We start from the raw sequence: 24,555 nt of genomic DNA, 5'->3' as shown, positions 1-24,555 counted from the left end.
TGAATTAGTTGTTATAAGATTTCTTTTGACGACGATCGTTAGAAGAACGATTGCGGTCATTTGAAGAACGCTTTTTATCACCGTAAGATGAACGGCTTTTTCCGCGATAGCCGCCTCCGCCGCCACCGTCTCTACGTTTTGAAGAGCTGCGGTTGTTACGATTGCGTTTTGAAACCATTGGTGCTTCATCTGTCAAACGAACAGGCGTTGCATCTGGCTCTTTTGTCATCATTTTGATGGCAGCCGCAACCACTGTAACAGAATCATGATCTTCTAATAATTCAGCAGCTGCTGTCATGTAGAAGTTTAAGTTGTTTTCACTGATGATTGTGCGCAGACGATCAATGGTTACTTGTTGTTGTCCTTCGATTGCCTCATCTAGTGTTGGTTCTTTCATACGATCCATTTTACGCTTAGTCGTTTGCTCGATCGCACGAAGCATATCTTTTTCACGTGGTGTGATGAATGTCATCGCCATACCTGTACGTCCAGCACGTCCAGTACGACCAATACGGTGTACATAGCTTTCTGGATCTTGTGGCACGTCAAAGTTATACACGTGTGTTACGCCTGAAATATCAAGTCCACGTGCTGCAACGTCTGTTGCTACAAGCACATCGATTGAACCTTCTTTGAATTTACGAAGCGCAACCATACGTTTCGCTTGAGTCAAGTCACCATGAATTCCTTCAGCTGTATAACCTCTAAGGTTCAGTGCTTCAGTCAATTCGTCAACGCGGCGCTTTGTACGGCCGAAGACAATTGAAAGCTCAGGTGATTGAATGTCAAGAAGACGAGTCAATGTATCAAACTTTTTACGTTCATGGATATCCAAGTAGAACTGCTGGATGTTAGATACAGTCATTTCTTTCGCTTTTACTTTTACGTGTTCTGGGTTTGTCATGAAACGTTCTGCAATACGCTTAATTGGTGCAGGCATTGTCGCAGAGAATAAAAGTGTTTGGTGTTCACTTGGTACATTTGAAAGGATCGATTCAATGTCTTCGATGAAACCCATGTTTAGCATTTCGTCTGCTTCATCAAGCACGACTGTTTCAACATTTTGAAGACGCATTGTACGACGGTTAATGTGATCGAGTAAACGTCCTGGAGTCCCTACGATGATATGAGGATTTTTCTTGAGCGAACGGATTTGGCGACCGATATCTTGTCCACCGTAAATCGGAAGTACGCGCGCACGCTTGTCTTGGCCAATTTTGTATAGCTCTTCAGATACTTGAATCGCTAATTCTCTTGTTGGCGCAATGATAATCGCTTGGATATTTGGAGACGCTGGGTCGATTTTTTCTACAAGAGGAATACCAAACGCTGCAGTTTTTCCTGTTCCTGTTTGTGCTTGTCCAATGACATCTTTATTCTGAAGACCGAGAGGAATTGTTTCCGCTTGAATCGGTGTTGCTTCTTCAAATCCCATGCGGTTAATAGCTTTCATGAGACTTTCGCTTAATTGAAAATCTTGAAACGTTATAGTCAAATTATTCAAACTCCTTCTAATTGCTGTTTCAGTAATCTCGTGAATGATCATTAAAAACTGCCCTTTGTATGAAAGGACAGGTCCATTATATACAAAGCCCGAATTACCCTACATTATATCTTACCATTACACTATTTGTTTTTCAACAAGACAGAAATGGATATATCTACTGCTCGACAATGACCGATTCACCTTCACTTTGATCTCCGTCCATCCATTTCCACTTTTCAAACAGTTGAATTTTTCCGTTATCCAGCTGCTTAGGAGTGGAATGACATGAACCGCTTCTCATGCTGCCATCCTTACTAACATGATGATATCTAAAATGAAGTGCTCCGTCTATATTCACAGTTCCTACAAGCACGCCAGATTGAATACTGCCGCCTTGATATGTGCCCGTTAAAATATTCCCGTCCTGACGATATTGAAATATGGTTCCTTCCGATACTTCCCCATTGCTCGAATTAGACTGCGGGATAAAGGTTTTTCCGTCATATTGAAACAACCGAATCGACCACCTTTTCTTACCTATTGTAACATAGGCCTGTCACTCATTCGACAAAAATGATGCAAATTTTAACAAGTGGGATTCAATTTATATTAGTTTAGCCACATTTTAGCTTTTCTATAGATTAAATTGTTTTTTTTAGAAATTGTTCGACTTTCTCAAACAATTGCTGTGCACAAGGCTCATGACAAACGTGATGTTTACAATCAGGTAAATAGAACATTTCTTTCTGACGGGACGGGATTTTATGATAAATGAATTCTGCACTAGAAGCGGGGACGATCCCATCACTTTCACCTTGAACGATCAAGACAGGTAGATGAAGCTTTTCAAGAGAACCTTTCGTTTGCTTCACCAATTTCATAAATTCTACAGCAGCTGATAGCGGTGTACTCGTCAGCTTATGACGATATCGATCATACAATGGGTTCGTCTCAATCAAACCAGACAAGGATTCCTTCACCATCTGCCTTGTGTCTTGAATCATTTGTTTTGGGTTTACATATTTAGCAGCAGCACTTAACAGAACAAGACGGGCCACTGGATACTTCGCTGCTAAATATGAGGCAATCATCCCGCCCATAGAAAAGCCGACCAAATAAATGGTGTCACATGTTCGGTAAAGGGATAAGAGTTCTAATTCAGCGGTGGCAATCCACTCCTGATAGAGAATGCCTTTGAGCTGAAGTTCCTCCCCATGCCCCGGAAGCGTGACAGATTGTACCGTCCAATCTGTCGTCTGCTTTAAATATTCCGCAAGCGGCTCTACTTCATACGGGGCACCAGTAAAACCGTGTATACATAGACAGCCAATCACCCTGTCACCTTCTTTGCCGATCTGATTTATAGTGCAGTAATAACGTCTTCCAATCTCATGCCACGGGAAGCTTTGACCAGAACGACATCGTCAGGTCCTGCCACATCCGCTAGTTTTTTCTTCAGTTCTTCTTTGTCCATATAAGAAGACACGCGGTCGTCTCCAAATGCTTTCTTTGCTCCTTCAGCAATGAATGCGCCAAGACGGCCAAACGTTAAAACATGATCAATAAACTCAGGCTTGATGTACTCCCCTACTTCAAAATGATAGGTCTCTTCTTCACTGCCCATCTCCAGCATATCTCCGAGAACGAGTATGCGGTTAGCAAAGCCATCCATATCTCCTACAAGATCAATCGCTGCTTTCATCGACGTAGGACTCGCATTATACGCATCGTTGATAACCGTGATGCCCTTATCTGTTTTAAACAGTTCTAAACGCATGCCTGTCAATTTCGTTTGCATCAGCCCTTGGGCAATTTGTCTTTCATTCAGACCGAAATGCTGGCCGATTGCAATAGCTGCAAGAGCATTCTTTACATTGTGTTTCCCTAATACAGGAATGAGAAACCCTTGAGCATATCCCTCCACTTGAAATTCAGTACCTTCAGCGAGTTGGTGGATGTGAATCACCTTGATATCACAGTCCTCTGATTCTCCAAACATTTTTACGCTGCGTGCCAGGGCATTTGCTCTTTGGCGGAGTAAAGGCTCGTCTCCTAAATAATAAAAAGTCCCATCCTCTTTTAACCCTTTTGTGATCTCACATTTTGCATCTGCAATGGCTTCTCTTGATCCTAAATCCTGCATATGAGATTCTCCAATATTGGTGATGACAGCTGCATCAGGTTCAGCGAGTTTAGATAAAAATTCGATTTCCCCTTTTGCACTCATGCCCATCTCTAGTACAGCAATCTCGGTTCCTTCTGGCATCGCAAGGATGGTCAGTGGAAGTCCAATGTGATTATTAAAGTTGCCATCCGTTTTGTGGACTCTGTATGTCGTTTGTAAGACTGAATGGATCATATCTTTCGTCGTTGTTTTGCCATTACTTCCAGTAATACCGACAACTCGAGGATTTTCCTCTTTTAAGTATGATTTTGCAAGCTGTTGGAGTGCTGTCAAAGTATCCTCTACAAGTATGACAGGTACATCGAACGGTGGATTCGCTTCTGTTTGATTCCAAAGAACCGCTGCCGCTCCAAGCTCCACTGCTTTTGAAGCAAAAGTGTGACCGTTAAAATGTTCCCCAATAAGCGGGATAAATAGTGCGCCTTTTGATACTTTTCGTGTATCTGTTGTCACTCCGTGTATCTGTTCTTCGCCAAAAGCTTCATTCGATAATGTGCCACCAGCCATTTGGGCGACTTGTTTCACTGTACGTTTGATCATGTTTTTTCGCCTCTCTTTCTCATTTCACGTTTGAAGGAAAAGAGACACTACCTGTAGGATAGTGTCTGCTTGCTTCTTACATTAAAAAGTGGTTTTAATGGTTTGTTTTTCTTGATGGCGTTCAATTGCAAGTGACACCAGCTTCTCAATCAGCTCAGGATACTCTACACCAGTATGTTTCCAAAGCAGCGGGAACATACTAAAAGGTGTGAACCCTGGCATTGTATTCACTTCATTGATCAGCACTTCGCCTTCTTCTGTTAGGAAGAAATCTGCACGTACGAGGCCAGATCCATCAATGGCTTTAAATGCCTTAATCGCCATATCGTGAATCGTCTTGTACTCTTCCTCTGACACACTCGCAGGAATGATCAAATCTGTATCGCCATCTTCATATTTTGCTTTGTAGTCATAAAAATCTGTTTTAGGTGCAATTTCACCAACGACTGAGCATTTCGGCTCGTCATTTCCTAATACACCAATTTCAATTTCTCGTCCTACAACGCCTTCTTCCACAACAACACGACGATCATATTGGAAAGCCAAATCAAATGCTGTTTGCAGCTCTTCTTTGCTGCGGCATTTACTAATTCCGACACTTGATCCCATGTTGGCAGGTTTCACAAAACAAGGATACCCGAGAACTGCTTCTACCTGTTCTAGACTGTCTGATATGGCTTTCTCATAATCCTTTTTATTGAAGGAAAGATGCTTTGCCTGCGCAAGCCCAGCTTGAGCAAACACATCTTTCATCATGACTTTATCCATACCCGCAGCAGACGCGAGAACGCCGTTACCGACATACGGGATATTCATTAGTTCAAGTAACCCTTGCATGGTCCCATCTTCACCATTTGGCCCATGTAGCAATGGAAAGACAACATCAATCTTTTCATCAGCTGATGCAGGCTGTGGAAACATGCTTTCATTTAAAGAAGTTGGTAAAAACGTCTTTGCATTTTGTTCAAATTGAAGCATTTTGACGTTTGATACTGGTTCAGTGAGTTTTTCTCCTCTTAGCCATTCGCCCTCTTCTGTAATATAAATTGGATGTATATCGAACTTCTCAGTGTTAAGTGCTTTCGTAACTGCAAGGGCTGTTTGCAGTGATACATTATGTTCGGCTGACTTTCCGCCGTAAACCAATCCTAAACTTATTTTCAATGGATACTCCCCCCACTAAAATTCATCTTTACTATCTTATCACTTTCAAGCAAAAATGCTCTAATTAATTTTTGTTGTTACGGAATTGAAATGATTTGTAAAGGTTGTAAGCGCCCCCCCGAGCATTTGTATGTCATTCGCCTTTATTTTATATTAAAATGACATTGAAAAGGAGTTGTGACAAATTGAAAAAAATTACAAGCACTGAACAATTCAACGAAATCATTCAATCAGACAAAGAGGTCATCGTTAAATTCTTTGCGACATGGTGCCCTGATTGCACTAGAATGGACATGTTCATTCCAGACATCTTAGAGGCTTATGCTCAGAATGAATGGTTTGAAATAAACAAAGACGACTTTCCTGAGTTAGCGGAAACGTATCAGGTCATGGGAATTCCTAGCCTGTTAATTTTCAAAAATGGCGAAAAAACAGGTCATTTACACAGTGCCAACGCTAAATCACCTGAAGAAGTAACAGAGTTTCTTCAAGAACACGTTTCATAACTCATTTAAATGGAGACATCAGCCAACTCATGCTGGTGTCTTTTTTATATCCTTTTAAATCAAATCTCTTCATAAGACGAGATGTGCGGCTAAAATGTTTCAACATCGACAGGAATGTTTGATCTGATTTCATGACAAGGTTTGACAGCGGATTATTTCCTGGGAAAGAATTCATCGTCGATATGGATGGGAATATGTCGGTTACGTGAATTTTCTGAATTGAATCTTTACTTATGACATTCTGCTTTGTATAATGGAGATGCTAATTGAAAATGATTATCAATTTCATCTGTGTGAAATCTTATAGAGTCCATTCTACCAAAGGAGCGTTGAGTTACATGTCTAAGAAAAAAATCAAAACGTATCAGCAATTGATTGAAGAAAACAAAGAAGCGATCATGCGAGACCCTAAGATGATGGAAAGTATATACGCAACCATCGACAAAAAGCACCAGAAGCAGCTTGCCGCTGCTGGACGTGAATCATAAACACAAGAAGAGCAGTCAAACAGATGGCTGCTTTTTTATTTGCCTGAAGAAAAGAAAAAGCCGATAAAATCTATTCTTCGATTTTATCGGCTTTTGTTTTAATGTGATTTCGCTACACGGTCTTGCTTCATTCCTAAATAGATGAGCATATATGTTAGATAACCCATTGTCATCGTTAAACCACCGAAGAAGAATTGTGAAAACACGGGTTCTTCAAATGTCGTAACGGCAGCAAGAACGATCCAGCTCGCATATAAATAGACCATGAACCATTTCATGTTTCTTTTAAGTGTATACAGAAAGAAAAGACCCGCTAATGAAAAGATCCCTAGCGCTAGTCTGAAATAAACAAGATGATCAAACTGGAAGGCAAAAGACACAAACGAAAACGACAACAGCAGCAAAATAGGTAAAGCCGTAATAAAATTTTTCACGATAGTGCCACCTCCATGACTCTGTCTTATTATAAGACAAAATCAGCCGGTTATCGTGAAATACAGACTCGTTTTCACAAAGATGTCACGAATTTTTCTTGTTATTTGACACAATTTTTACACATTTACATCACGCTTCCAAAAAAGGAGCCAAGCAGCACCAACAAAGAAAACGAAATGCGCCCCTACAATGAATAGCGAAAACAGAGGGTTCATGCCCTGAAAGAGCGGCGGACCTTGAAAACTGTATTGTGTGAAGTCCGTATTAGCGAAAAGTAGAATTTTCCCCCACTGATTTTCTAACAGAGACATGATCGACACTAATGATTTCGCCGCGTATAAGACGAAAAATGAAGTCACAAGTGCAATCAGACTGTTTCTAAACAAACTTGAGCACAGAAAAGCAAAGCTTGCCATCATGACCACTTCCACCCACTGTGATCCAATCACAGCAAATGTGTGCAGAAATAACCGGCCAGTGCTTTCATCAAAATCAGTACCAAAGAAAATAAGGCCAAAAAGAAAAGCGAACACATAATAAAAAACAAACAGGTAAAGGACCATCAGCACAAGAGTGATGTATTTTGACAAGAAAATATGAAGCCTTGTCTTTGGCCGGATCAACAAGAACTTGATGGTTCTTTTTTGAAACTCTGTTGAGATCAATGTGGCGCCAATCACGACAGCGAACACTTGTAAAATAAACACAACATTCGTGGAATAAGCAAAATAGTTCGCGACTGTATCTTGCCCGCCAAGCCCGGAAATGACTCGTTTTAATGCTAGTGCCATCGTCAATTGAAAGACAACAATCAGTCCAAGTGCAATGAATGTGATCTTTTGTCTCGTGATTTTTTTATGTTCATTCTTGATGAGTTGAAGCATCTTCCGTCCCGCCTTCCGTCCATTTCATAAAGGCCTCTTCAATTGATTGTTTTTGAGGCGTCATTTCAAGTACATCAAATTCTGCTAAGACAAGCTGTTTATTCAGCTCCGGCACACGGTCTTTTTTCAGTTGAACCAGCACATGCTGATCCCTTTGTTCATATGTATATCCTTGCGTATCTAGCCATGAAACTGCCTTTTCTACTGGCTGAATATTCATCAGCACCTGCTCTTTTCCTTCCATGTCGCGAAGGTTTGTATTGGCTTTGATCTGTCCTTTTTGGATGATGATCATGCGGTCACAAAGCTCTTCTACTTCATGCAAAAGATGTGTAGCAAATAACACAGAGACACCTTCTTCTTGTACAAGCATTTGCAAGTGCTCTCGAAACTCCTTCATTCCTGCGGGATCAAGCCCATTTGTTGGTTCATCTAAAATGAGCAGATTGGGCTTATGCAAAATGGCTTGTGCAATCCCGAGCCTTTGTTTCATCCCTAGTGAATACGTTTTGACCTTCTGGTGAATGGCGTGCTCCAGACGAACTCTTTTTACCACTTCAAAAATGCGCTCTTCTGAAACTCCATCATGCATAGACGCATACAGCTCAAGGTTTTCAAAACCTGTTAAATATGAATAAAATTCCGGATTTTCTATGATCGCCCCAACAGATGACATCGCTTTTAGATGATCATCATCTTGAGAATATCCATTCATGATGATCCGGCCGTTGTTTTTTTTCATCAAGCCAACAATCAATCGAATCAAGGTCGTTTTTCCAGACCCATTTGGTCCAAGTAAACCGACAATTTCCCCTTGCCTAATGTCCATCGAAATATGTTGTAAAATTTGATGCCGGCCAATTTGTTTATCGACGTTCTCTATGTGTAAAACAGCAGACTGCAAAGTGGTTCCTCCTTCTGATGTAAAACCTATGGCGGCAGTTACGGCCGCTCATCCTGTAAAAAGTATATCACGCTAGACAAGCCGTTCCACGAAACAAAGGGCTGATCCAGTCAGCCCTTCTTGTTGTTACAGTGATAAATTAGGTGTTGGTGCTTCCTTCTCATGTTTCTTCTCGGTTTCAGAAACAATCACCGCACATGCTGCGTCACCTGTAATATTGACCACGGTTCTTGCCATGTCTAATAAGCGGTCTATGCCAAGGATCAGCGCAATGCCCTCAACAGGAAGATTCACGGAATTTAAAACCATGGCTAGCATGATGAGCCCTACCCCTGGGACACCTGCTGTGCCAATACTTGCTAGTACTGCCGTTAAGACAACTGTCAGCATTTGAACAAGGGTTAATTCAACTCCATACACTTGTGCGATAAAAATAGTCGCAACCCCTTGCATGATCGCTGTACCATCCATATTAATGGTCGCACCTAGCGGCTGCACAAAGCTTGAAATAGGTTCTGGCACCTTTAAGCGCTTTTGAGCTGTTTCCATTGATACTGGCAGCACTGCGTTACTGCTTGATGTACTAAATGCCACAACCATCGCTGGAGAAAATCCTTTGAAGAATGCCATTGGATTTCGTTTAGCTAATAGGGCAACGGTTGACCCATAGGTCAGGAAGAAATGCAAGATCAGCGCAATTAAGACGACTGAGAAGTAAAGTCCCATCGCTTTCATGGCATCGAGCCCCTGACTGCCAATTGCCGTTGCGATCAAACCGAATGTCCCGTACGGTGCGAATTTCATCACAACACCGACAAGATACATCATTAATTCATTTCCTTGTTCAAACAGCTTCAGCAAACCTTCTGTTTTTTTACCGAGCAAGGCAATGCCAAGACCTAAAAATACACAGAAGACGATAATTTGAAGCATATTTCCTTCAACTAGAGATTGGACTGGATTGGTTGGAATAATATTGAGTAGTGTGTCTGCCATTGATGGGGCTTCCTTAGCGGAATATTCTGCCGCTTTCGTATCAAAATTGCCAAATGCGCCTGGCTTAATAAGTAAGGCCAATGAAATGCCAATAATGATGGCAAAAGTCGTAGTGAGTAGAAAGTAAGTAATGGTTTTTACGCCGATTCTGCCAAGTTTTTTCGGATCGCCAAGGCCTGCTACACCAAGTGTGATCGAAAAGAAGACAATCGGTACAACTAACATTTTAATCAGGTTTAAGAAGATTTGACCTAGAGGTGTAAATAGATAAGGGTCTAACACTTTGAATACATTTGGAGCAAAAATGTTGAGCAGTAGTCCTGTGATTGCACCTACAATTAAAGCAATAATAATTTTCGTCGCAAGCTTCAATAAAATCTCCCCTTCCTCGTCAAAAAGGCCCACGAGAGAGTCTTCTCGTGGGCCTGCGTGTCCATACGTGTACCACTGTCTACTCTCTTCACGCTGATGAGGTTAGCTGACGGGTTAGGACGAAGAGATGTCCTTTTTTCTTAAAATAAGAAAAATTCACCCCAAAAACTTGGGTCCCCCATTCCTTTAGAAGGATTAAGCGTGTGGTAATATGATATTTTCATACTATTTATACCTTATTTTTAGAAAATTGTAAACAGGTTCATATGAACTTTTTAATTACTTTCTTCCTTATTCGTGACCTCCAAGATATCTAAGATAAACACAAAGATTGGGATGCCGATAATCAGTCCCCAAATGCCAATATAGTGTTCAGAAAAGATTAGGACAATAAACGTGAAGAAAATAGGGAGCTCTGTTTTAGCTGACATGAGCTTCGGATTTAAGAAGTAGGCTTCAATGGCATGGATGATCACAATCACCAGCACAATATATAGGACGTACATTCCGCCTCCAAGTGTATACGCAATGATGCTGAGTGGAACGAGGGAGATGACCACACCCGCTACAGGAATTAAACCTAACAAGAAGACCATGACCGCTAATCCAAATAATTGCGGGAAGCCCATAATGCCAAGCGCAATTGTCGTTAAGACACAGTTAACTGTTGCAATGATGAACTGTGCTTCAAGTACCTTACCAAATGTTCTGGAAAACTTACGTCCAAAGAAGGCAATTTCATGATAGAACACGGAGATTTTACTCGTTTTGAACTTATTCATGAATTGAATGAGGCGTTCCTTTTCGAACAGGAAGAACATGCTTAATATTAAGGACATAATGACCTGGATACTGAACGTGCTGAAATCTGTTAAGTATGTATAGAGGAAATTAAACCCTTTCTCGAAGAAAGAAGATATTTTGAAATCTCCGAACACATTGGTGACGACGTCAAAGAAGGGTAAATCTTGTGGATGATCTGCAATCTTTTTCCCTAAATGAAATAACTGTTCCACCTGTTTAGCAATGATGGGCACAAACACAAAGCCGCCAAACGTCAATCCACCAGCTAGAAGGATGTACAAAATGGTGATGACTGATTTCTGTCCTATTTTCAGGAAGCGATTTAAAAAGCCTCTTATGACCTCTTCTAACCGGTTCATTAAAAAGGTGAAAATGAAGGTCAGGAGGATTAAATTCATCATTCCTCTTAATAGATATAATGCTGTGGCTAATACTACAAATACTGAAAACCTCTTAACACCAGGTTTTTCGAACAATTTAAAAAATGCCGCCATACGTTACACACCTGCCAGGACTAAAGTCTATTTTTCGTTGGATCTCATATTCATTATATCGGATCTTTCTGTAAATTATATAACAAAAGGTCAATGAGGTCTTACGATTCGTCCTAAATTTATCAAGCTTTTATGTTTTTTCTTTTTTACACAAGAAAAAACCGAACCCCATGTAGAACATAAGGTTTCGGTTTTTGGTTGTTTTTATACTAAACAGCCTGCTTGATATTTCGCATTTCCTGTAGCGCTGTTTTACTCTTCGCTTCGTCAAATTCCCCTTCACTTTTCGCTACAACAATTGTCGCAATTCCATTTCCAATCAGGTTCGTAATCGCTCTTCCTTCACTCATGAAACGGTCGACCCCTAATAGCAGTGCAAGACCTTCTAGCGGGATAACCTGAAGTGCAGCAAGTGTAGAAGCCAGCACGATAAATCCGCTTCCTGTGACTCCAGCTGCTCCCTTTGATGTGAGCATCAGAACAAGGATAATCGTGATCTGCTGTCCGATGGATAGATCCACCCCAAACACTTGCGCTAAGAAGACCACGGCCATGGACAAGTAGATTGAGGTTCCATCTAAGTTAAAAGAATAGCCTGTCGGAATGACAAGTCCAACGACCGACTTAGAGCACCCGTAGCGTTCCATTTTATCCATCATTCTTGGCAAGACAGATTCTGAAGAACTTGTGCCAAGAACAATTAAAATTTCATCTTTGATAAAACGGAGATAACCGAACAGGCTGAAGCCATACATTTTACAAATGATGTTCAGCACGACGAAAATAAACAAGAACATCGTCATATAAACGGAAAGCATCAGACTAGCCAGTGGTTTAATTGAAGCTAAACCGAAGTGTCCGATTGTATAAGCCATTGCTCCAAATGCCCCTAATGGCGCGGCACGCATGATGTAACCAATGATTTTAAAGAAGACAAGCGACAGTTTATCAAGCCATTCGATGATGCCTTTCCCCTTCTCGCCAAGTGCAGCGAGCGCAACACCGAATAAAATAGAGAAGAATAAGACCTGTAAAATATCTCCCTTTGCAAAGGCATCTACCATGTTAGATGGCACAATGTGTGTGACAAACTCCATCCAGTCGATACCCTGTCCCCCATTTTGGGTATATTGCGAGACATCCCCTTTTTCAAGCTTACTATAGTCAAGACCCGCTCCCGGCTTCATGATATTGACCACAAACAGTCCGATGACAAGCGCAAGCGTCGTCACAACTTCAAAATAGATAAAAGCTTTTCCCCCAACTTTTCCAACCTTTTTCATATCCCCCATCTTGGCAATTCCAAGAACAATGGTTAAGAAAATAATGGGTGCAATGACCATTTTCACTGCATTAATAAATGTGTCACCAAGCGGCTTCATTTCTTTCCCGACGTTTGGCCAAACCATCCCAACAATGATCCCGATAATGACAGCTGCAATGACCTGAAATGTCAGGTTCTTCAATAGCCTCTTCATAAAAAATCAACTCCCTCACCCTTTGATGTAAACGCTTAACTGTTATCTGTAGGTAAATGATAGCGATTTCATCAAAGGCTGTGAAGCTTATGGACATATCGTACATTTTGGTCTTTTTGGTCTCTTAGTCAGAATGTACGATATATTTATTCACAGGGCGTCCGACCCCGCCATATTGCATATCTAATTTCAGCTCGCCTTCTTTTACAAGGAAGTCTAAATAACGGCGTGCCGTGACACGTGCAATCCCAAGTGCATTGGCGACTTCCTCTGCAGACTGCGCTCCTTCTTGCAGACGCATATAGGCTTTAATTTCATTCATCGTATGCACATTCAGCCCCTTAGGAAGCCATGTCTCTTCCTGCTTAACTGCAGGCTTTCGTATGATATCATCGAGCATCTCTTGAGAAAATTCTGCTGCGGTACGAATTTTTGATTTGAACGCTTTATAGCTTTCAAGAGATTCTTTCATCCGTTCAAACTTAAATGGCTTAATGATATAATCTCGGGCACCATTTTGAAGCATGGTGCCGATCGTCTCTTTGTCCTTTGCTGCCGAAATCACAATCACATCCACCTGCATCTTTTGCTTTCTGATGTCTTGCAGTGTTTTGACGCCATCTTTTTTAGGCATATACACATCGAGCACCACAAGATCTGGGCGAATGTCTTTGATTAGCTGGATGCCCTGCTCGCCATTTCCTGCTACAGCCGCAACTTGAAAGCCAGGGACACTCTTAATGAACTCTTTATTGACTTCTTGCACCATCGGGTCATCTTCAATTAATAGCACCTTAATCTGAGTCATCTGTCTCTCTCCTCTATTGTCATTGGGAATTCGATTGAGAAGGTGGTACCAATGCCGATGCTTGATGTGACTTCTACATTTCCCATCCCTTTGTCGATAATCGTTTTTACAATATACAGTCCGTAGCCTGTTCCGCCTTCTTTACCGTGAGTAAAGCCTTTGTCGAAAATATGAGGAATCATGTCCTCTTCTATTCCAGAACCATAATCTTCAATTAAGATCGCGAGGACATCCTCTGTTTGATCAATACTAATAGAAATGAGTTTTGTGTCTCTTTCTACAGTATCATACGCGGCAAAGGCGTTCTCGATCAGGTTGCCAAGTAGCTTCGTCATATCATGCTGATCCAGCCGCTCTGGGAAATCGCGCAGACTGCTATTTTTATCTACTTCAACCTTGATGCCAAGCTCCTTGCCCCTTCTTATCTTGCTCATCAATAAACCAGCAACTGCGTCATGCTGTATCACACGGTGGAGAAAGTCCGTCACATGCTCCTGCTCTTCGGTCGTTTGGAACGCTAAATCGAGTGCTTGATCGGCTTTCCCCAGCTGAATTAATCCCGCAATTGTATGAAGCTTATTCATATGTTCATGATTTTGCACCCGCAGGCCATCAACGAAGTTCTTCACCCCGGTTAATTCCTCCGCCAATTTGGCCGCCTCTGTCCGGTCCTGAAAAATCGCAACCGCTCCGATGATTTTCTTTTTCATCACAATCGGAATTCGGCTGCTCATGATCCGCTTTCCGCTCATATGAATTTCTTCATTGTAGACGGGTTCTGCGCGGTCAATGATTTCTGGAAGCCTTGTATCTGACAGCACATCCCAAATATTTCGGCCCACTACATCACCTGTCACGCTGAAAATTTGCTTTGCTTTTTCATTAAAAATGGTGATCATGTGCTGGTTATCAATGGCAATGACCCCTTCATTAATGGAATGAAAGGTAGCAGTGCGTTCTTCTAGCATTCTGACAATCTCATGCGGCTCCAGCTTAAACATTTGCTGTTTAATATGACGGGCGAGCAAAAATGAACCGACAAGCCCGAAGCTGAGCGTCAGCAAAAGGATCATGAGGATATCCTGCTTCATTTCTCCTAATATATCTGCCATACTCGGCAATGTTCTTCCGACTAGTACAACCCCTGTTTGGTTAAATTTTTCATCTTTTACTGGATAAAAGGCTCTAATGGCTGTGCCAAGCTCTCCCTGTGCTTCTGAGAAATAGATATGCTCTGCAAAAGCAGGTTCTTCATCTGTCCCCTCAGAGCGCTGGCCAATCCTTGTTTTTACTGGATGTGTCAATCGCACATGATCCATATCCATGACAACAATGTAGTCAGCATCTTGGATAATCCGAATCTCTTCAATGGCATGCTGTAACTGCGCACGCTCCTTTGTCTGATCATCCAATGCCTGCTTTACCTCATTCATCTCAGCTACTGTTCTTGCCGTGTTCATGAGCCTTTTTCGAAGTTCTCGTTCCTCTGTTTGCTGAATTCCCCCGACTAGAACAATTCCTCCGATTAAAAGGGCAAAAATGACAACGAAATATGTGAGGATGGTGAGCTTCCATCTAATAGATAATTGTTGTAATTTCAGTCGATTTCTCATCATTTTTTCACCTGTATCTTTACGAATTCTTCCTCTGTCAAGTATCCTTGACATAAGGGGGATCTGACGCATGAAGAATTTACTCGCCTATACGCTATTGCTCATCATCGGTTTTGTAACCGCTTTATACTTTGGTTTTTATCATATGATGCCTAAATCAGCGACGATCTTCGACGATGAACAGACTGGGCTGAAGGATCAGCTTGTGTTCAAATTCAGCCATGTTGTCGCAGATAATACCCCAAAAGGGCTGGCTGCAAAGAAATTTGCTGAGCTTGTTCATGAAAAATCCGACGGCAGGATCAGCATTCAAATCTTTTCAAACGGGAGTCTTTATTCTGATATCGAAGAAATTAATGCACTAAAAGAGAATCAAGTTCAATTTATTGCTCCGTCTACGTCAAAGCTCGGCATGCTGTCCCCTGAATGGCTGGCACTTGATCTGCCCTTTGCCTTTTCTAACTACGATGCTGTCCAAGAAGGGTTACATGGTGCGATTGGACAGAGACTGTTCGGCACACTGCAAAAAGACGGACTAAAGGGAATGGCCTACTGGACAAATGGCTTTAAGCAAATCACTTCGAATAAAGGCCCAATCAAGCAGCCTAGTGATTTAAAAAAACAATCTCTCCGTATTATGCAAAGTGACATGATTGAAAAGCAATTCAAGCTTCTTGGCGCAAAACCCTATCAGGAATCGTTTAATTCAACTTTTCAGCTGCTAGAAACAAAAAAAGTAGACGGTGAAGAAAATACAATTTCAAATATTTATTCAAAAAAATTCTATCATATACAAGACTATATGACGATCAGTAATCACGGGTATTTAGGGTATGTCGTCTTAACAGATCAATCCTTTTTTGATCGCCAAACACCTGAGACGAAGCGAATTTTACTCGAAGCGATGGAAGAAACAACAGCATGGAATGAAAAACATGCAGAACAGATGAATAAGGATCAGCTGGAGGATATTAAACGCGAATCTCCAATTGCCATACACGAATTAACACCAGCAGAGCGGCAAAAATGGATGAAGGCGCTCGATCCTTTATATGATGAAGCAGAAAGGATCATCGGTTCCACCTTAATCAAACAAATCCGCGAGCTCCGGGCACGCTATGAATATTCTCCGATTCAAGCGTTTGAAGAAGATGCTGAGACCAAATAAAAAATCCCTTTTAGAAAGGGATTTCAGACCGTAGACAAACCCCACCTTTACTTCAAGTAAAAGTGGGGTTTTCACTTATTTTGATAAAATTGATCAGTCGCTTTACGCTGGACATGGCTCTTTCCATGTCCAGTTTGCTAATTTCTTAAGATTCATGGCAGCGAAAGTAAGCATCGCCTGCATCGAAACTTTTTTCAATCCTCGAAGTTTCGTCCATCGCATTCCATGCTTTTCTTTTGCATCCGCAAAAACGCGTTCAATCGTTTCTTTCCGTTTTGCATAGATGTTCTTATTCATTTCAGTGAGTCTCAGATGGTCTGCTTCGTCTAGGTAGTCCTGCCAAATATGTCGGTGAATCTGTTTGGTGTGATTTTGACTTTGTGTACAGTTATCTAGAAACGAGCAGGATTTACATACCTCTGAATCGGACGCATATTGCTTATATCCCTCTCTAGTCGTTGTACGATAAGAAAGAATTTGCCCGTTTGGGCAAATGTAACAATCAACATGTGCGTCATATACGTATTCATTCTTTTTCAAGTAACCAGCTTTTGTTTTCGGGCGAGTGTAAGGCATGACAGGTCTTATCTCTTGATCCATTAAAAACTTGGCGATATAAGGTGTTTTATATCCAGCATCCACTGCGACTACATTGGGTTTTCCGACTTTCTTTGTCACCTTTGATACAAGTGAATCTAACATACGACTATCATGAACATTTCCACCAGTGACCAGTGTTCCTAAAATAAATCCTTTTGAATCACAAGCCGTATGAAATGAATAAGCAAATAACTTTTCACGTTCATCCTTTACATAGTAGCCACTCTCTGGGTCAGTTGTACTGACCTTGATTTCTTTTTTCTCTTCTTTATTCTGTAGGGGTAACGGCTTTTTTCCATGTTCCTCACGATCAACATTGATCTCCTCATGAAGCTGATTTTGATAACTTCTCGTTTCTACTCGAACAATTTTCTTTTCAAGTTTTTTCTTATTGGCGTTCGCTTTTACATGAGTTGAGTCAATGAAAGCGATAGATGGATCAACGAGACCTTTTTTCATCGCTTCTCTTAAGATTCGATAAAAAATTTGTTCGAATAAATCTGTATCATGAAAGCGTCTCACGTAGTTCTTACCGAAGGTAGAAAAGTGCGGAATTTTCTCTGAAAACCCATACCCAATAAACCAACGATAAGCAACATTGGTTTCAATTTCTTTAATGGTTTGACGCATAGAACGAATGCCAAATAGATATTGGATCAAAACCATTTTAATAAGAACAACGGGATCCACACTTGGTCTACCGTTATCAGAACTATAATGATCTTTGACAAGATCATAAACAAAATCAAAATCGATCGCTTGATCAATTTTTCGTACAAGATGATCTTCAGGCACTAATTCATCTAAGGCCACGACTTCTAATTGATTTCTTCTTTCTTCTTCACGTTTCGATAACATGTTCATCCCCCACAGAAATGTGTTATTGCCCTTATTATACAAAAAAGCGTGTAGACTTTGTCTACACGCTGAAAGCCCTTATGAAAGGGCTTTGTCTTCTTTTCAGCGTGATAGAAAACCTTTGCAGTCTAGGAAGGACGAGTACTGGCGCGAAGCGAATTTGACATTCGTGAGCACCAGCGCGCAGGACTGACACCGAATGCGAGGGTTTGTCTACACGCTGAAATCCCTTTTAGAAAGGGATTTTTTTATGCGCCGGAGTCACGCTGTTCTTGCTGAGCGAGCTCCTCTAATCTTGTTAATATTCTGCGCTTTCGATATTGCATGATGCCTGTTTCAGCAATTCCTTTTAACTGTGAGCGGTTGGACGCTGCACCAAACAAAATCCCCGCAATTGGGACAAGTTGAAACAGCTTCTTCCAGCCAAACGAATCACGGTAGTTATATACGACCTCACGCCATCCTTGAATTTGAGAGATCATGTTTTCGTGCTTCCCTTCTGATGCATGATAGCTCTTCAGCTCTTTTAATATTGATTTTTTCCCAACAACGTCAGCAGAATTCAACTGTAAACATTTAATGATAAAGACTCGTTCTTCTTTATTTTTCGGATCATAGCCATAGGTGACGGCGATATCCTGTAATGTTTTTAAAGAGAGACCGAGGACAGCCGGAATATCTGCCGCTAATGTAAACATACCTCCGACACCTGTTGTCGCACCTTGTACAGTGGCGAGGTTTGTTCGGTTTTTCCCCATCTGGTCACTAATGGCATCCATGACCTCGATCGGAGCCGCCTCAATATCTTCAATACGCTGAATCGATTCATCGGCACATTTCTTTTGAAATTGATGAATAATGCCTTTCTCTGACGTCAAATAGACACCGCCTGATTGAATGTAGTGCCCCATCTCATCTAATAACACACCGATTTTCTTTTGAATAAAGGCAGGGGTCAGCTTGTCCAGCATTTGAAATGGGAGCCGGCTGAGTTTCTCCCAAAACCATACCTTTTGCTGGTCTTTCTCCCATTTTTCAATCTCTTTTAATTGTGCTTTTAGCCACTCTCTTTCCTCCATGCCATTTGCCTCCTTAGATGCCGTTCAAGTATATGTCTGTTATTATACACAATCCTTGTCCATCATACGTATCGAACATTGAAGCGGTTCCGAAAGGTTTTAATCTCTTTTAAAACGGTTATTGCTTAGTAAACAAACAAAAGAGGAGTGATCAACATGTTAGGATTTCTGATTTCATTAGTTGTGGCGATTGTCATTGGTCTCATTGGGAGTGCACTCGCTGGAGGCAGTGTACCAGGAGGCTGGATCGGTTCAATGATTGCTGGGCTTGCAGGTGCTTGGATTGGTCATGGATTACTTGGAACGTGGGGTCCTAGTCTGGCAGGATTTGCGATCATTCCAGCGATCTTAGGAGCAGCCATTTTCGTCATTATTTTAAGCTTGATCTTCCGCAGCGTTGGATCAAGGGTTTCTTAAAAAACGATACAAAAGAAGAGGAAGCAGAGGATGCACCGCCTAAGATAAGAGGCGGTGTTTTTTATGTGTTGATTGACAAGGTATCTATTTTTTTCACTTACATATGATAAACAAACCTATTAGTTCAGATAGTTGACTTTTCATGAAGATGGGCATATGATGATTAAAAATTGCATCGAGGAAACTTTTTGTGCCAAAGCAAAACTTTGTAGAATCTAGGTGATGACATATGACAAACAAATACATCGAGGCACAGGCCCACATGTCAGTGGCAGCGGAGCGTGCACTTGAAGGAAAGGTGAAAGGATTTAGAAGGCTCCTTCCTTTTCTCGGGCCTGCTTTTATCGCCGCCATTGCCTATATTGATCCAGGAAACTTTGCGACCAACATTGCAGCTGGCTCGAAATATGGCTACCTTCTGTTATGGGTCATTCTCATATCCAATCTCATGGCCTTACTCATCCAGTCTTTGTCTGCAAAGCTTGGAATCGCAACAGGGAAAAATTTACCTGAAATTGCTCGAGAAGAGTTTCCAAAACCAGTCTCGATCGGTTTATGGATTCAGGGCGAACTCGTCATTATCGCCACAGATTTAGCCGAATTTATCGGGGCTGCCCTTGGTTTATACTTACTCTTTCGTATCCCGCTACTTGAAGCATCGATTATTGCAGCGATCGGTTCTTTTGCCATTTTAGAGCTCCAAAGACGAGGTTATCGAGCGTTAGAAGCAGGAATTACCGGCATGCTGTTTGTTGTCGTGATTGCTTTCGCTGTACAAACCTTTGTCGCCAAACCTAATCTTGCAAGTGTCGCCGGTGGACTGTTCATTCCAAGGTTTGAAGGGACAGACAGCGTACTGCTTGCCGCTGGTATTTTAGGCGCTACGGTGATGCCGCATGCGATCTATCTCCATTCAGCCTTAACGCAAAGAAGAGTCGTCGGCAGAACGGAAAAAGAGAAAAAGCTGATTTTTCGTTTTGAGTTTTTAGACATCCTCATTGCGATGGTAGTTGCTGGCGCCATCAATGCCAGCATGTTGATTGTAGCAGCTGCTTTATTTTTTAAAAATGGTCTTTTTGTTGAGGATTTAGATGTAGCATTTCAGCATTTTGGAACTCTCGCAGGTCCTGTATCAGCGATCTTATTTGGTGTAGGTCTGCTTGTAGCCGGACTTTCCAGTTCTTCTGTCGGTACACTGTCAGGCGATATTATTATGCAAGGTTTTATTCAGTACCGAATTCCGCTGTATGTCCGCCGGCTAATTACCATCATTCCCCCTATTGCGATCATTGCATCTGGGGTCAATCCGACATCTGCGCTTGTGATGAGTCAAGTGGTCTTATCCTTTGGAATTGCGTTTGCTTTAATTCCGCTCATTTTGTTTACAAGTAAAAAACGAATTATGGGCGATTTGACGAATGCTCGCTGGGTGACCGGAATATCTTGGGTGATAGCAGCTCTTGTTGTCGCACTGAATCTGTTTTTAATTGTGGATACGTTTATGTAAAAGACAGTGATCAGGCTGTCTTTTATATCGGGTTGTGGTAGAATTTCCCTTGAGAGGATGTGATCACATGTTTTTTTATCAGGATCAAGATCTATCCATGCGGCTGCTTGAACCAAGAGACGCGAGAAGTCTGTATCTGCTCATCCAACGCTCAAGAGAGCACTTACGTGAATGGATGCTATGGGTCGATTCGACGCAGACAGAAGAAGACAGCATGGCGTTTATTCAAGGTGCCATGCAGCAAGCTTTGCAAAACAATGGTTTTCAGGCTGGAATCTGGTCACATGGAGAACTCGTTGGTATCATTGGCACCCACCAAATTCATTGGATTAATCGGACGGTTTCCATTGGCTATTGGCTCGGGGAAGGCTATCAAGGAAAAGGCATCATGACAAAAGCATGCAAAGCGGTCATTCACTATTTATTTGAAGAGTGCGGTCTGCATCGCATTGAAATAAGAGCCGCTGTTGATAATCAAAAAAGCAGACGCATCGCAGAGCGTTTATCTTTTTCACTTGAAGGCATATTAAGACAATGTGAATGGCTGGGCGACCACTTTGCCGATCACTGTGTGTACGCACTTTTACAGCCTGAATATATGAAACAAAAAACGAATTCGATCAATCAGCCCACTTAATTGTGTCGATTGCATGAACTATTTTACAAAGTGAAGCTTTGTAGTATCCGTTGTGATTGGCATCTGATAAAATAGAAGGAAAAATCGAGGTATGATGTATGTCTCTTATTATTTTATTTTACTTATGGATTGTCCCTTTATTATTTGGCATTTTCTTCTCATTCCTAACAAAGAAAGCCACATACAAACGCCGCTTTGTCCCATCATATAGCATGGCAGGACTCAGCATCGTGTTTCTCATTCTGGCACTCGTCTTTTCAGCCAGTCATTTTCTATTCATTTGCGGTATGTTCCTATTCGCCACTACACTTGTCGGCACAGGCATCCCGTTATTTTTAGCCTTTACCAAAACACCTTCATAAACAAAACCACCTTTTCGCGATGGAAAGGTGGTTTCTTTTTTTACTGCTGAGGCATTCGATAGGTCATTGTACCATTTGGGTTTTTTTCAATTACTTTCACAATGTCTTGAAGGATCTCTGACGCTCGATCATTTGAGTCATACTTGCCGAGCGTCTTGACCCAAGAATCGCCGCCTGCGATAGACCCTTCAATCTTTTTACCGGTTACTGTGACTTCGTGGACATTAACGAAACTTTGTTCGTTTTGTGTGAAAATCCATAGCATGGTTTATTCCCCTTTTTTTGTGGTGATTGGGTTAGTTTAACATATGATTCCCAATTATGTGTGGGGTGATTTGGTATGAAAGTGAATTTACAGTTTAAAAAACCTTGATTTTATCAGAAATATCAAGGTGAAATTTTCCATCTATGATAATCGTAATTCCTTCTACGAGTTCACCCATATTTTTATTTTCAAATTTCTCGGATATGATACTTATTTTATTGTCAATCTATGTTTTCACCGTTTCTTTCAAAATTTTATAAAATGATCCTATATATAACATTCCACGTAGAATTCAATCACCAAAGGACTTCTGCAATTCCATGAAAATCCCTATGCTCAAGAGAAAGGTCATTAGACAAACAATCTTATGTACGAAAAAACGATGGCTTATTTATCCATCGTTTTCTTTAAGTTCTCTACTTATTTAAAATCAATTGTTTTTCATTTTCTAAAAACTCTTCTACAAGTTCTTTCATTGTTTTTTGTGAATCATGGGGATAATAAAATGCGTCTGATACTTCTCTAAAAAAATCATACATATTTTCGGGCGTGTGAAAAACTGAGAAAATATGTTCAATTTCTTCAAAGATGGTATCATCAGTTGAGTGAGTATACGCTTCTTTCATAATACTATATAGCCACTTATGATATTCTCTCGTCATGTCTTCCGAAGAATTATCAGAGATTATGCTTTCAAGTATATCATCTACCTTTACTTCTTCTTGTTCCCACGCTAATTCAAGAATGAGCTCGTTATCATCATGAGGGTTATTTTCTAGATATTCCACTGCATAGTTTGTTACTTCTAAGGCAGGAATTAAATTATACTGTCTACCAACAAACAACGTAGCCCAATTACATTCAAATCCTCTTTTCTTGATTATTTCAATTTTATACAATTTTTTATTTCCCCCATTGATTTATTTTTCCTGTAACTTTGCCGTCAGGTATAAAAGTTCTATGGGTTACTTTGTTAGTTGTTGGATCTACAACCCATTCAAACACGCCATTTCTTATCTCTTTCGACTGTATCATTTCAGGTGCATTATTCTTAATTTTTACAAACTTTGTCTCATACTTAACCATTGATCCCTCAATTTGATACAACGAATCCATATGTCCTCTTCTATTCGGCAAATCAAATCTTTTTGAATGAACTGCATAGTTGTCAATAATATCATTAAATCTATGATAAAAATCATCTTTTAATGCACTACCTACTCTTGGATTATCTAAAACCGGATGCTTAAGTTCACTCGTACTCTTAATCCCCATCTTCCCACGAAACCCTTTCGCCCCAAATGGCAAAAGCATCCCCAGCGCCGCATTCATACTAGCTTCTTGTTGTTCTTTCGAGACTTTATTTCCAAACATATCTCGACCCGTAATCGCTTCGCTGAAGCCGTTGGTCGCGGTGAGTCCATATAAGCCTTTTTGTGATGTTTTCAACGCATCGAAAGACTTCTGTGATGTCTTGTAAATGTCGACTGCTCTGACTGCGGCAGACGTGGTTGAGTCGTTTTATAGACGGCTTTTCCGCCTTTGAAAATACGTCCTGCCCATCCGACGATCGGGATGTAGCCTGCTGCTGCCATGCCGCCTGCGGCGACTCGCTGTCCTGCGGTGAGTTCTTCACCTGTGATCGGATCGACACCTGTTGCGGCACGTTTTGCATCGTTCACGCCTGTCAGTTCATTGACGATATCTCCTCCGTAATCAAGAGCTTTTTCATACCACGGACGGTTGGCTAGCGCTTCTTGTTCCTTTGCAATCTTGCGGGCTTCTTCTTGATCTTTTTTGATTTTTAGATATTCAGAAGTTTGCTTCTCAATATCGCTTTTTGCCTTGTAGATTTCGCTATTTTGATACGCTTTCTTGTCAAAATTCATAGGCGAAATGGATTTTCCGTCATTTGTGGCATTCATCATTTCTGCGTACAATGCCATTGTAGCCTTCTCCTCAGTCTCTGACAAAGCATATTCATCTTTTAGATTTTGATCAAGTTCTATTAAATCTTTAACCGTTTTCTTCCGTTCATCTTCCGCATCTGCAATCTTTTCGTCAAAGGTTTTACTATCAAATACCTCCAGAGAAATGAGGTCATCAATATCTTGAAAAATCGTTTTGAGTGCCTTTTTTTGATCCTTCACGATGCTTTTGGCATTCTTGATTCCCATATGTACAGCGTTGTCTAAAAAGTGTTCTTCTACAAAGGTGTCGCCGCCAAAGTTTGTATCATCAAGTGTCCCAGAAACACCTTCATGAAAGGCTTTTTGTTTATCAATGAAGCTAATAAACATGTCCACATTTCCGGCGAGTTCTTTGTAGAAGCTTTTAATGTTATCGGCACCTTTTCCAGTGAAGTCGTCACCGAGATTGGCAACACCTTGAAGTGCCTTTTTTAAATCTATCATTTGTTCGCGGAGTTCCTGATAGTGTTTTGCCCTTGTATCCATGGCACTGGTTAGTGCTTTTGCATCAAGTATCTTTCCCAGATTAAGCCAC

At 41.1% G+C, this 24,555-nt stretch carries 24 protein-coding genes, 1 pseudogene and 1 riboswitch; of the genes and pseudogenes, 7 read left to right on the top strand and 18 right to left on the bottom strand.

The features are described 5' to 3' along the window. Positions 1-4: 4 nt before the first annotated feature. The 5 genes from NSQ70_RS02610 to NSQ70_RS02590 all read right to left on the bottom strand — a co-directional run bounded on the left by NSQ70_RS02610 (position 5) and on the right by NSQ70_RS02590 (position 5,375). The gene (locus tag NSQ70_RS02610; RefSeq protein ID WP_041507152.1) at positions 5-1,495 is read right to left on the bottom strand and encodes a DEAD/DEAH box helicase; all 1,491 of its coding nucleotides are present in this window, start codon (positions 1,493-1,495) and stop codon (positions 5-7) included. Positions 1,496-1,661: 166 nt separating this feature from the next. Next, positions 1,662-2,000 carry a n-acetylglutamate synthase gene (locus tag NSQ70_RS02605; protein WP_113767287.1) on the bottom strand — a complete coding sequence of 113 codons (339 nt, stop codon included), beginning with the start codon at positions 1,998-2,000 and terminating at the stop codon, positions 1,662-1,664. Positions 2,001-2,127: 127 nt separating this feature from the next. Further along, positions 2,128-2,820 carry an alpha/beta fold hydrolase gene (locus tag NSQ70_RS02600; RefSeq protein WP_045035109.1) on the bottom strand — a complete coding sequence of 231 codons (693 nt, stop codon included), beginning with the start codon at positions 2,818-2,820 and terminating at the stop codon, positions 2,128-2,130. Positions 2,821-2,846: 26 nt separating this feature from the next. Further along, positions 2,847-4,211 carry a UDP-N-acetylmuramoyl-tripeptide--D-alanyl-D-alanine ligase gene (murF, locus tag NSQ70_RS02595; protein WP_110487757.1) on the bottom strand — a complete coding sequence of 455 codons (1,365 nt, stop codon included), beginning with the start codon at positions 4,209-4,211 and terminating at the stop codon, positions 2,847-2,849. Between the two features lie 81 nt (positions 4,212-4,292). Then, positions 4,293-5,375, bottom strand: a complete 1,083-nt coding sequence (locus tag NSQ70_RS02590) for a D-alanine--D-alanine ligase (protein WP_039169882.1) — start codon at positions 5,373-5,375, stop codon at positions 4,293-4,295. 185 nt (positions 5,376-5,560) lie between these two features. On the opposite strand from NSQ70_RS02590, the gene NSQ70_RS02585 reads away from it, so the two are divergent. Both NSQ70_RS02585 and fbpB read left to right on the top strand, forming a co-directional pair. Next, a complete protein-coding gene (locus NSQ70_RS02585) occupies positions 5,561-5,881 on the top strand; it encodes a thioredoxin family protein (protein WP_008346934.1) in 321 nt (106 codons plus the stop codon). 338 nt (positions 5,882-6,219) lie between these two features. After that, on the top strand, positions 6,220-6,369 hold the full coding sequence (fbpB, locus tag NSQ70_RS02580; protein WP_017366658.1) for a Fur-regulated basic protein FbpB: 150 nt from the start codon (positions 6,220-6,222) through the stop codon (positions 6,367-6,369). Positions 6,370-6,467: 98 nt separating this feature from the next. Here the strand turns inward: fbpB and NSQ70_RS02575 are convergent, their stop codons facing one another. From NSQ70_RS02575 to NSQ70_RS02540, 8 genes are all read right to left on the bottom strand, one after another. Further along, the gene (locus tag NSQ70_RS02575) at positions 6,468-6,803 is read right to left on the bottom strand and encodes a hypothetical protein (protein ID WP_017366657.1); all 336 of its coding nucleotides are present in this window, start codon (positions 6,801-6,803) and stop codon (positions 6,468-6,470) included. A gap of 117 nt (positions 6,804-6,920) precedes the next feature. Then, on the bottom strand, positions 6,921-7,688 hold the full coding sequence (locus NSQ70_RS02570; RefSeq protein WP_148943814.1) for an ABC transporter permease: 768 nt from the start codon (positions 7,686-7,688) through the stop codon (positions 6,921-6,923). Next, complete coding sequence (locus NSQ70_RS02565) at positions 7,666-8,592, bottom strand: ABC transporter ATP-binding protein (RefSeq protein WP_144668458.1); 927 nt, start codon at positions 8,590-8,592, stop codon at positions 7,666-7,668. The genes NSQ70_RS02570 and NSQ70_RS02565 overlap by 23 nt, the downstream gene beginning before the upstream one ends. Positions 8,593-8,718: 126 nt before the next feature. Next, positions 8,719-9,993, bottom strand: coding sequence for a dicarboxylate/amino acid:cation symporter (locus NSQ70_RS02560; protein ID WP_082627000.1), 1,275 nt, complete (start codon positions 9,991-9,993; stop codon positions 8,719-8,721). A 44-nt stretch (positions 9,994-10,037) separates the two neighbouring features. Further along, a riboswitch (cyclic di-AMP (ydaO/yuaA leader) is annotated at positions 10,038-10,172 on the bottom strand. 63 nt (positions 10,173-10,235) lie between these two features. Then, a complete protein-coding gene (locus tag NSQ70_RS02555; RefSeq protein ID WP_007496515.1) occupies positions 10,236-11,258 on the bottom strand; it encodes an AI-2E family transporter in 1,023 nt (340 codons plus the stop codon). A 209-nt stretch (positions 11,259-11,467) separates the two neighbouring features. After that, positions 11,468-12,736, bottom strand: coding sequence for a C4-dicarboxylate transporter DctP (dctP, locus tag NSQ70_RS02550; protein ID WP_007496516.1), 1,269 nt, complete (start codon positions 12,734-12,736; stop codon positions 11,468-11,470). Positions 12,737-12,860: 124 nt separating this feature from the next. After that, positions 12,861-13,544: a response regulator gene (locus tag NSQ70_RS02545; RefSeq protein ID WP_039166112.1), complete on the bottom strand. Its 684-nt coding sequence runs from the start codon at positions 13,542-13,544 to the stop codon at positions 12,861-12,863. After that, positions 13,541-15,145 (bottom strand): sensor histidine kinase, encoded by a 1,605-nt coding sequence (locus NSQ70_RS02540; RefSeq protein WP_327862524.1) that lies wholly within the window; start codon positions 15,143-15,145, stop codon positions 13,541-13,543. Before NSQ70_RS02540 ends, NSQ70_RS02545 begins: the two co-directional genes overlap by 4 nt. A gap of 82 nt (positions 15,146-15,227) precedes the next feature. On the opposite strand from NSQ70_RS02540, the gene NSQ70_RS02535 reads away from it, so the two are divergent. Next, positions 15,228-16,325, top strand: coding sequence for a TRAP transporter substrate-binding protein (locus tag NSQ70_RS02535; protein ID WP_096881033.1), 1,098 nt, complete (start codon positions 15,228-15,230; stop codon positions 16,323-16,325). Positions 16,326-16,427: 102 nt separating this feature from the next. Here NSQ70_RS02535 and NSQ70_RS02530 read toward each other — a convergent pair whose 3' ends face one another. Both NSQ70_RS02530 and NSQ70_RS02525 read right to left on the bottom strand, forming a co-directional pair. Then, the gene (locus NSQ70_RS02530) at positions 16,428-17,783 is read right to left on the bottom strand and encodes an IS1182 family transposase (RefSeq protein WP_047947312.1); all 1,356 of its coding nucleotides are present in this window, start codon (positions 17,781-17,783) and stop codon (positions 16,428-16,430) included. A 248-nt stretch (positions 17,784-18,031) separates the two neighbouring features. After that, entirely contained in the window at positions 18,032-18,862 is an 831-nt protein-coding gene (locus NSQ70_RS02525) for an EcsC family protein (protein ID WP_024720476.1), read from the bottom strand. A gap of 156 nt (positions 18,863-19,018) precedes the next feature. On the opposite strand from NSQ70_RS02525, the gene NSQ70_RS02520 reads away from it, so the two are divergent. The 4 genes from NSQ70_RS02520 to NSQ70_RS02505 all read left to right on the top strand — a co-directional run bounded on the left by NSQ70_RS02520 (position 19,019) and on the right by NSQ70_RS02505 (position 21,785). Then, complete coding sequence (locus tag NSQ70_RS02520) at positions 19,019-19,279, top strand: GlsB/YeaQ/YmgE family stress response membrane protein (protein WP_003214275.1); 261 nt, start codon at positions 19,019-19,021, stop codon at positions 19,277-19,279. A 229-nt stretch (positions 19,280-19,508) separates the two neighbouring features. Beyond that, positions 19,509-20,786 (top strand): Nramp family divalent metal transporter, encoded by a 1,278-nt coding sequence (locus NSQ70_RS02515; protein WP_327862521.1) that lies wholly within the window; start codon positions 19,509-19,511, stop codon positions 20,784-20,786. A gap of 67 nt (positions 20,787-20,853) precedes the next feature. After that, positions 20,854-21,423 carry a GNAT family protein gene (locus NSQ70_RS02510; RefSeq protein WP_008346964.1) on the top strand — a complete coding sequence of 190 codons (570 nt, stop codon included), beginning with the start codon at positions 20,854-20,856 and terminating at the stop codon, positions 21,421-21,423. Positions 21,424-21,521: 98 nt separating this feature from the next. Next, positions 21,522-21,785 carry a hypothetical protein gene (locus NSQ70_RS02505; protein ID WP_008346966.1) on the top strand — a complete coding sequence of 88 codons (264 nt, stop codon included), beginning with the start codon at positions 21,522-21,524 and terminating at the stop codon, positions 21,783-21,785. A 40-nt stretch (positions 21,786-21,825) separates the two neighbouring features. On the opposite strand, the gene NSQ70_RS02500 is transcribed toward NSQ70_RS02505, so the two are convergent. The 3 genes and pseudogenes from NSQ70_RS02500 to NSQ70_RS02490 all read right to left on the bottom strand — a co-directional run bounded on the left by NSQ70_RS02500 (position 21,826) and on the right by NSQ70_RS02490 (position 24,506). Further along, entirely contained in the window at positions 21,826-22,050 is a 225-nt protein-coding gene (locus NSQ70_RS02500; RefSeq protein WP_035704197.1) for a hypothetical protein, read from the bottom strand. Between the two features lie 416 nt (positions 22,051-22,466). Further along, complete coding sequence (locus NSQ70_RS02495) at positions 22,467-22,949, bottom strand: DUF2247 family protein (RefSeq protein ID WP_342502425.1); 483 nt, start codon at positions 22,947-22,949, stop codon at positions 22,467-22,469. 4 nt (positions 22,950-22,953) lie between these two features. Then, a pseudogene (locus NSQ70_RS02490) lies at positions 22,954-24,506 on the bottom strand (T7SS effector LXG polymorphic toxin). Between the last annotated feature and the right edge of the window lie 49 nt (positions 24,507-24,555).

This window comes from Bacillus sp. FSL R5-0397 (genome assembly GCF_038593395.1).
Taxonomy (GTDB): Bacteria; Bacillota; Bacilli; order Bacillales; family Bacillaceae; genus Bacillus; species Bacillus altitudinis.
This window is presented reverse-complemented; position numbering and strand designations above follow the sequence as displayed.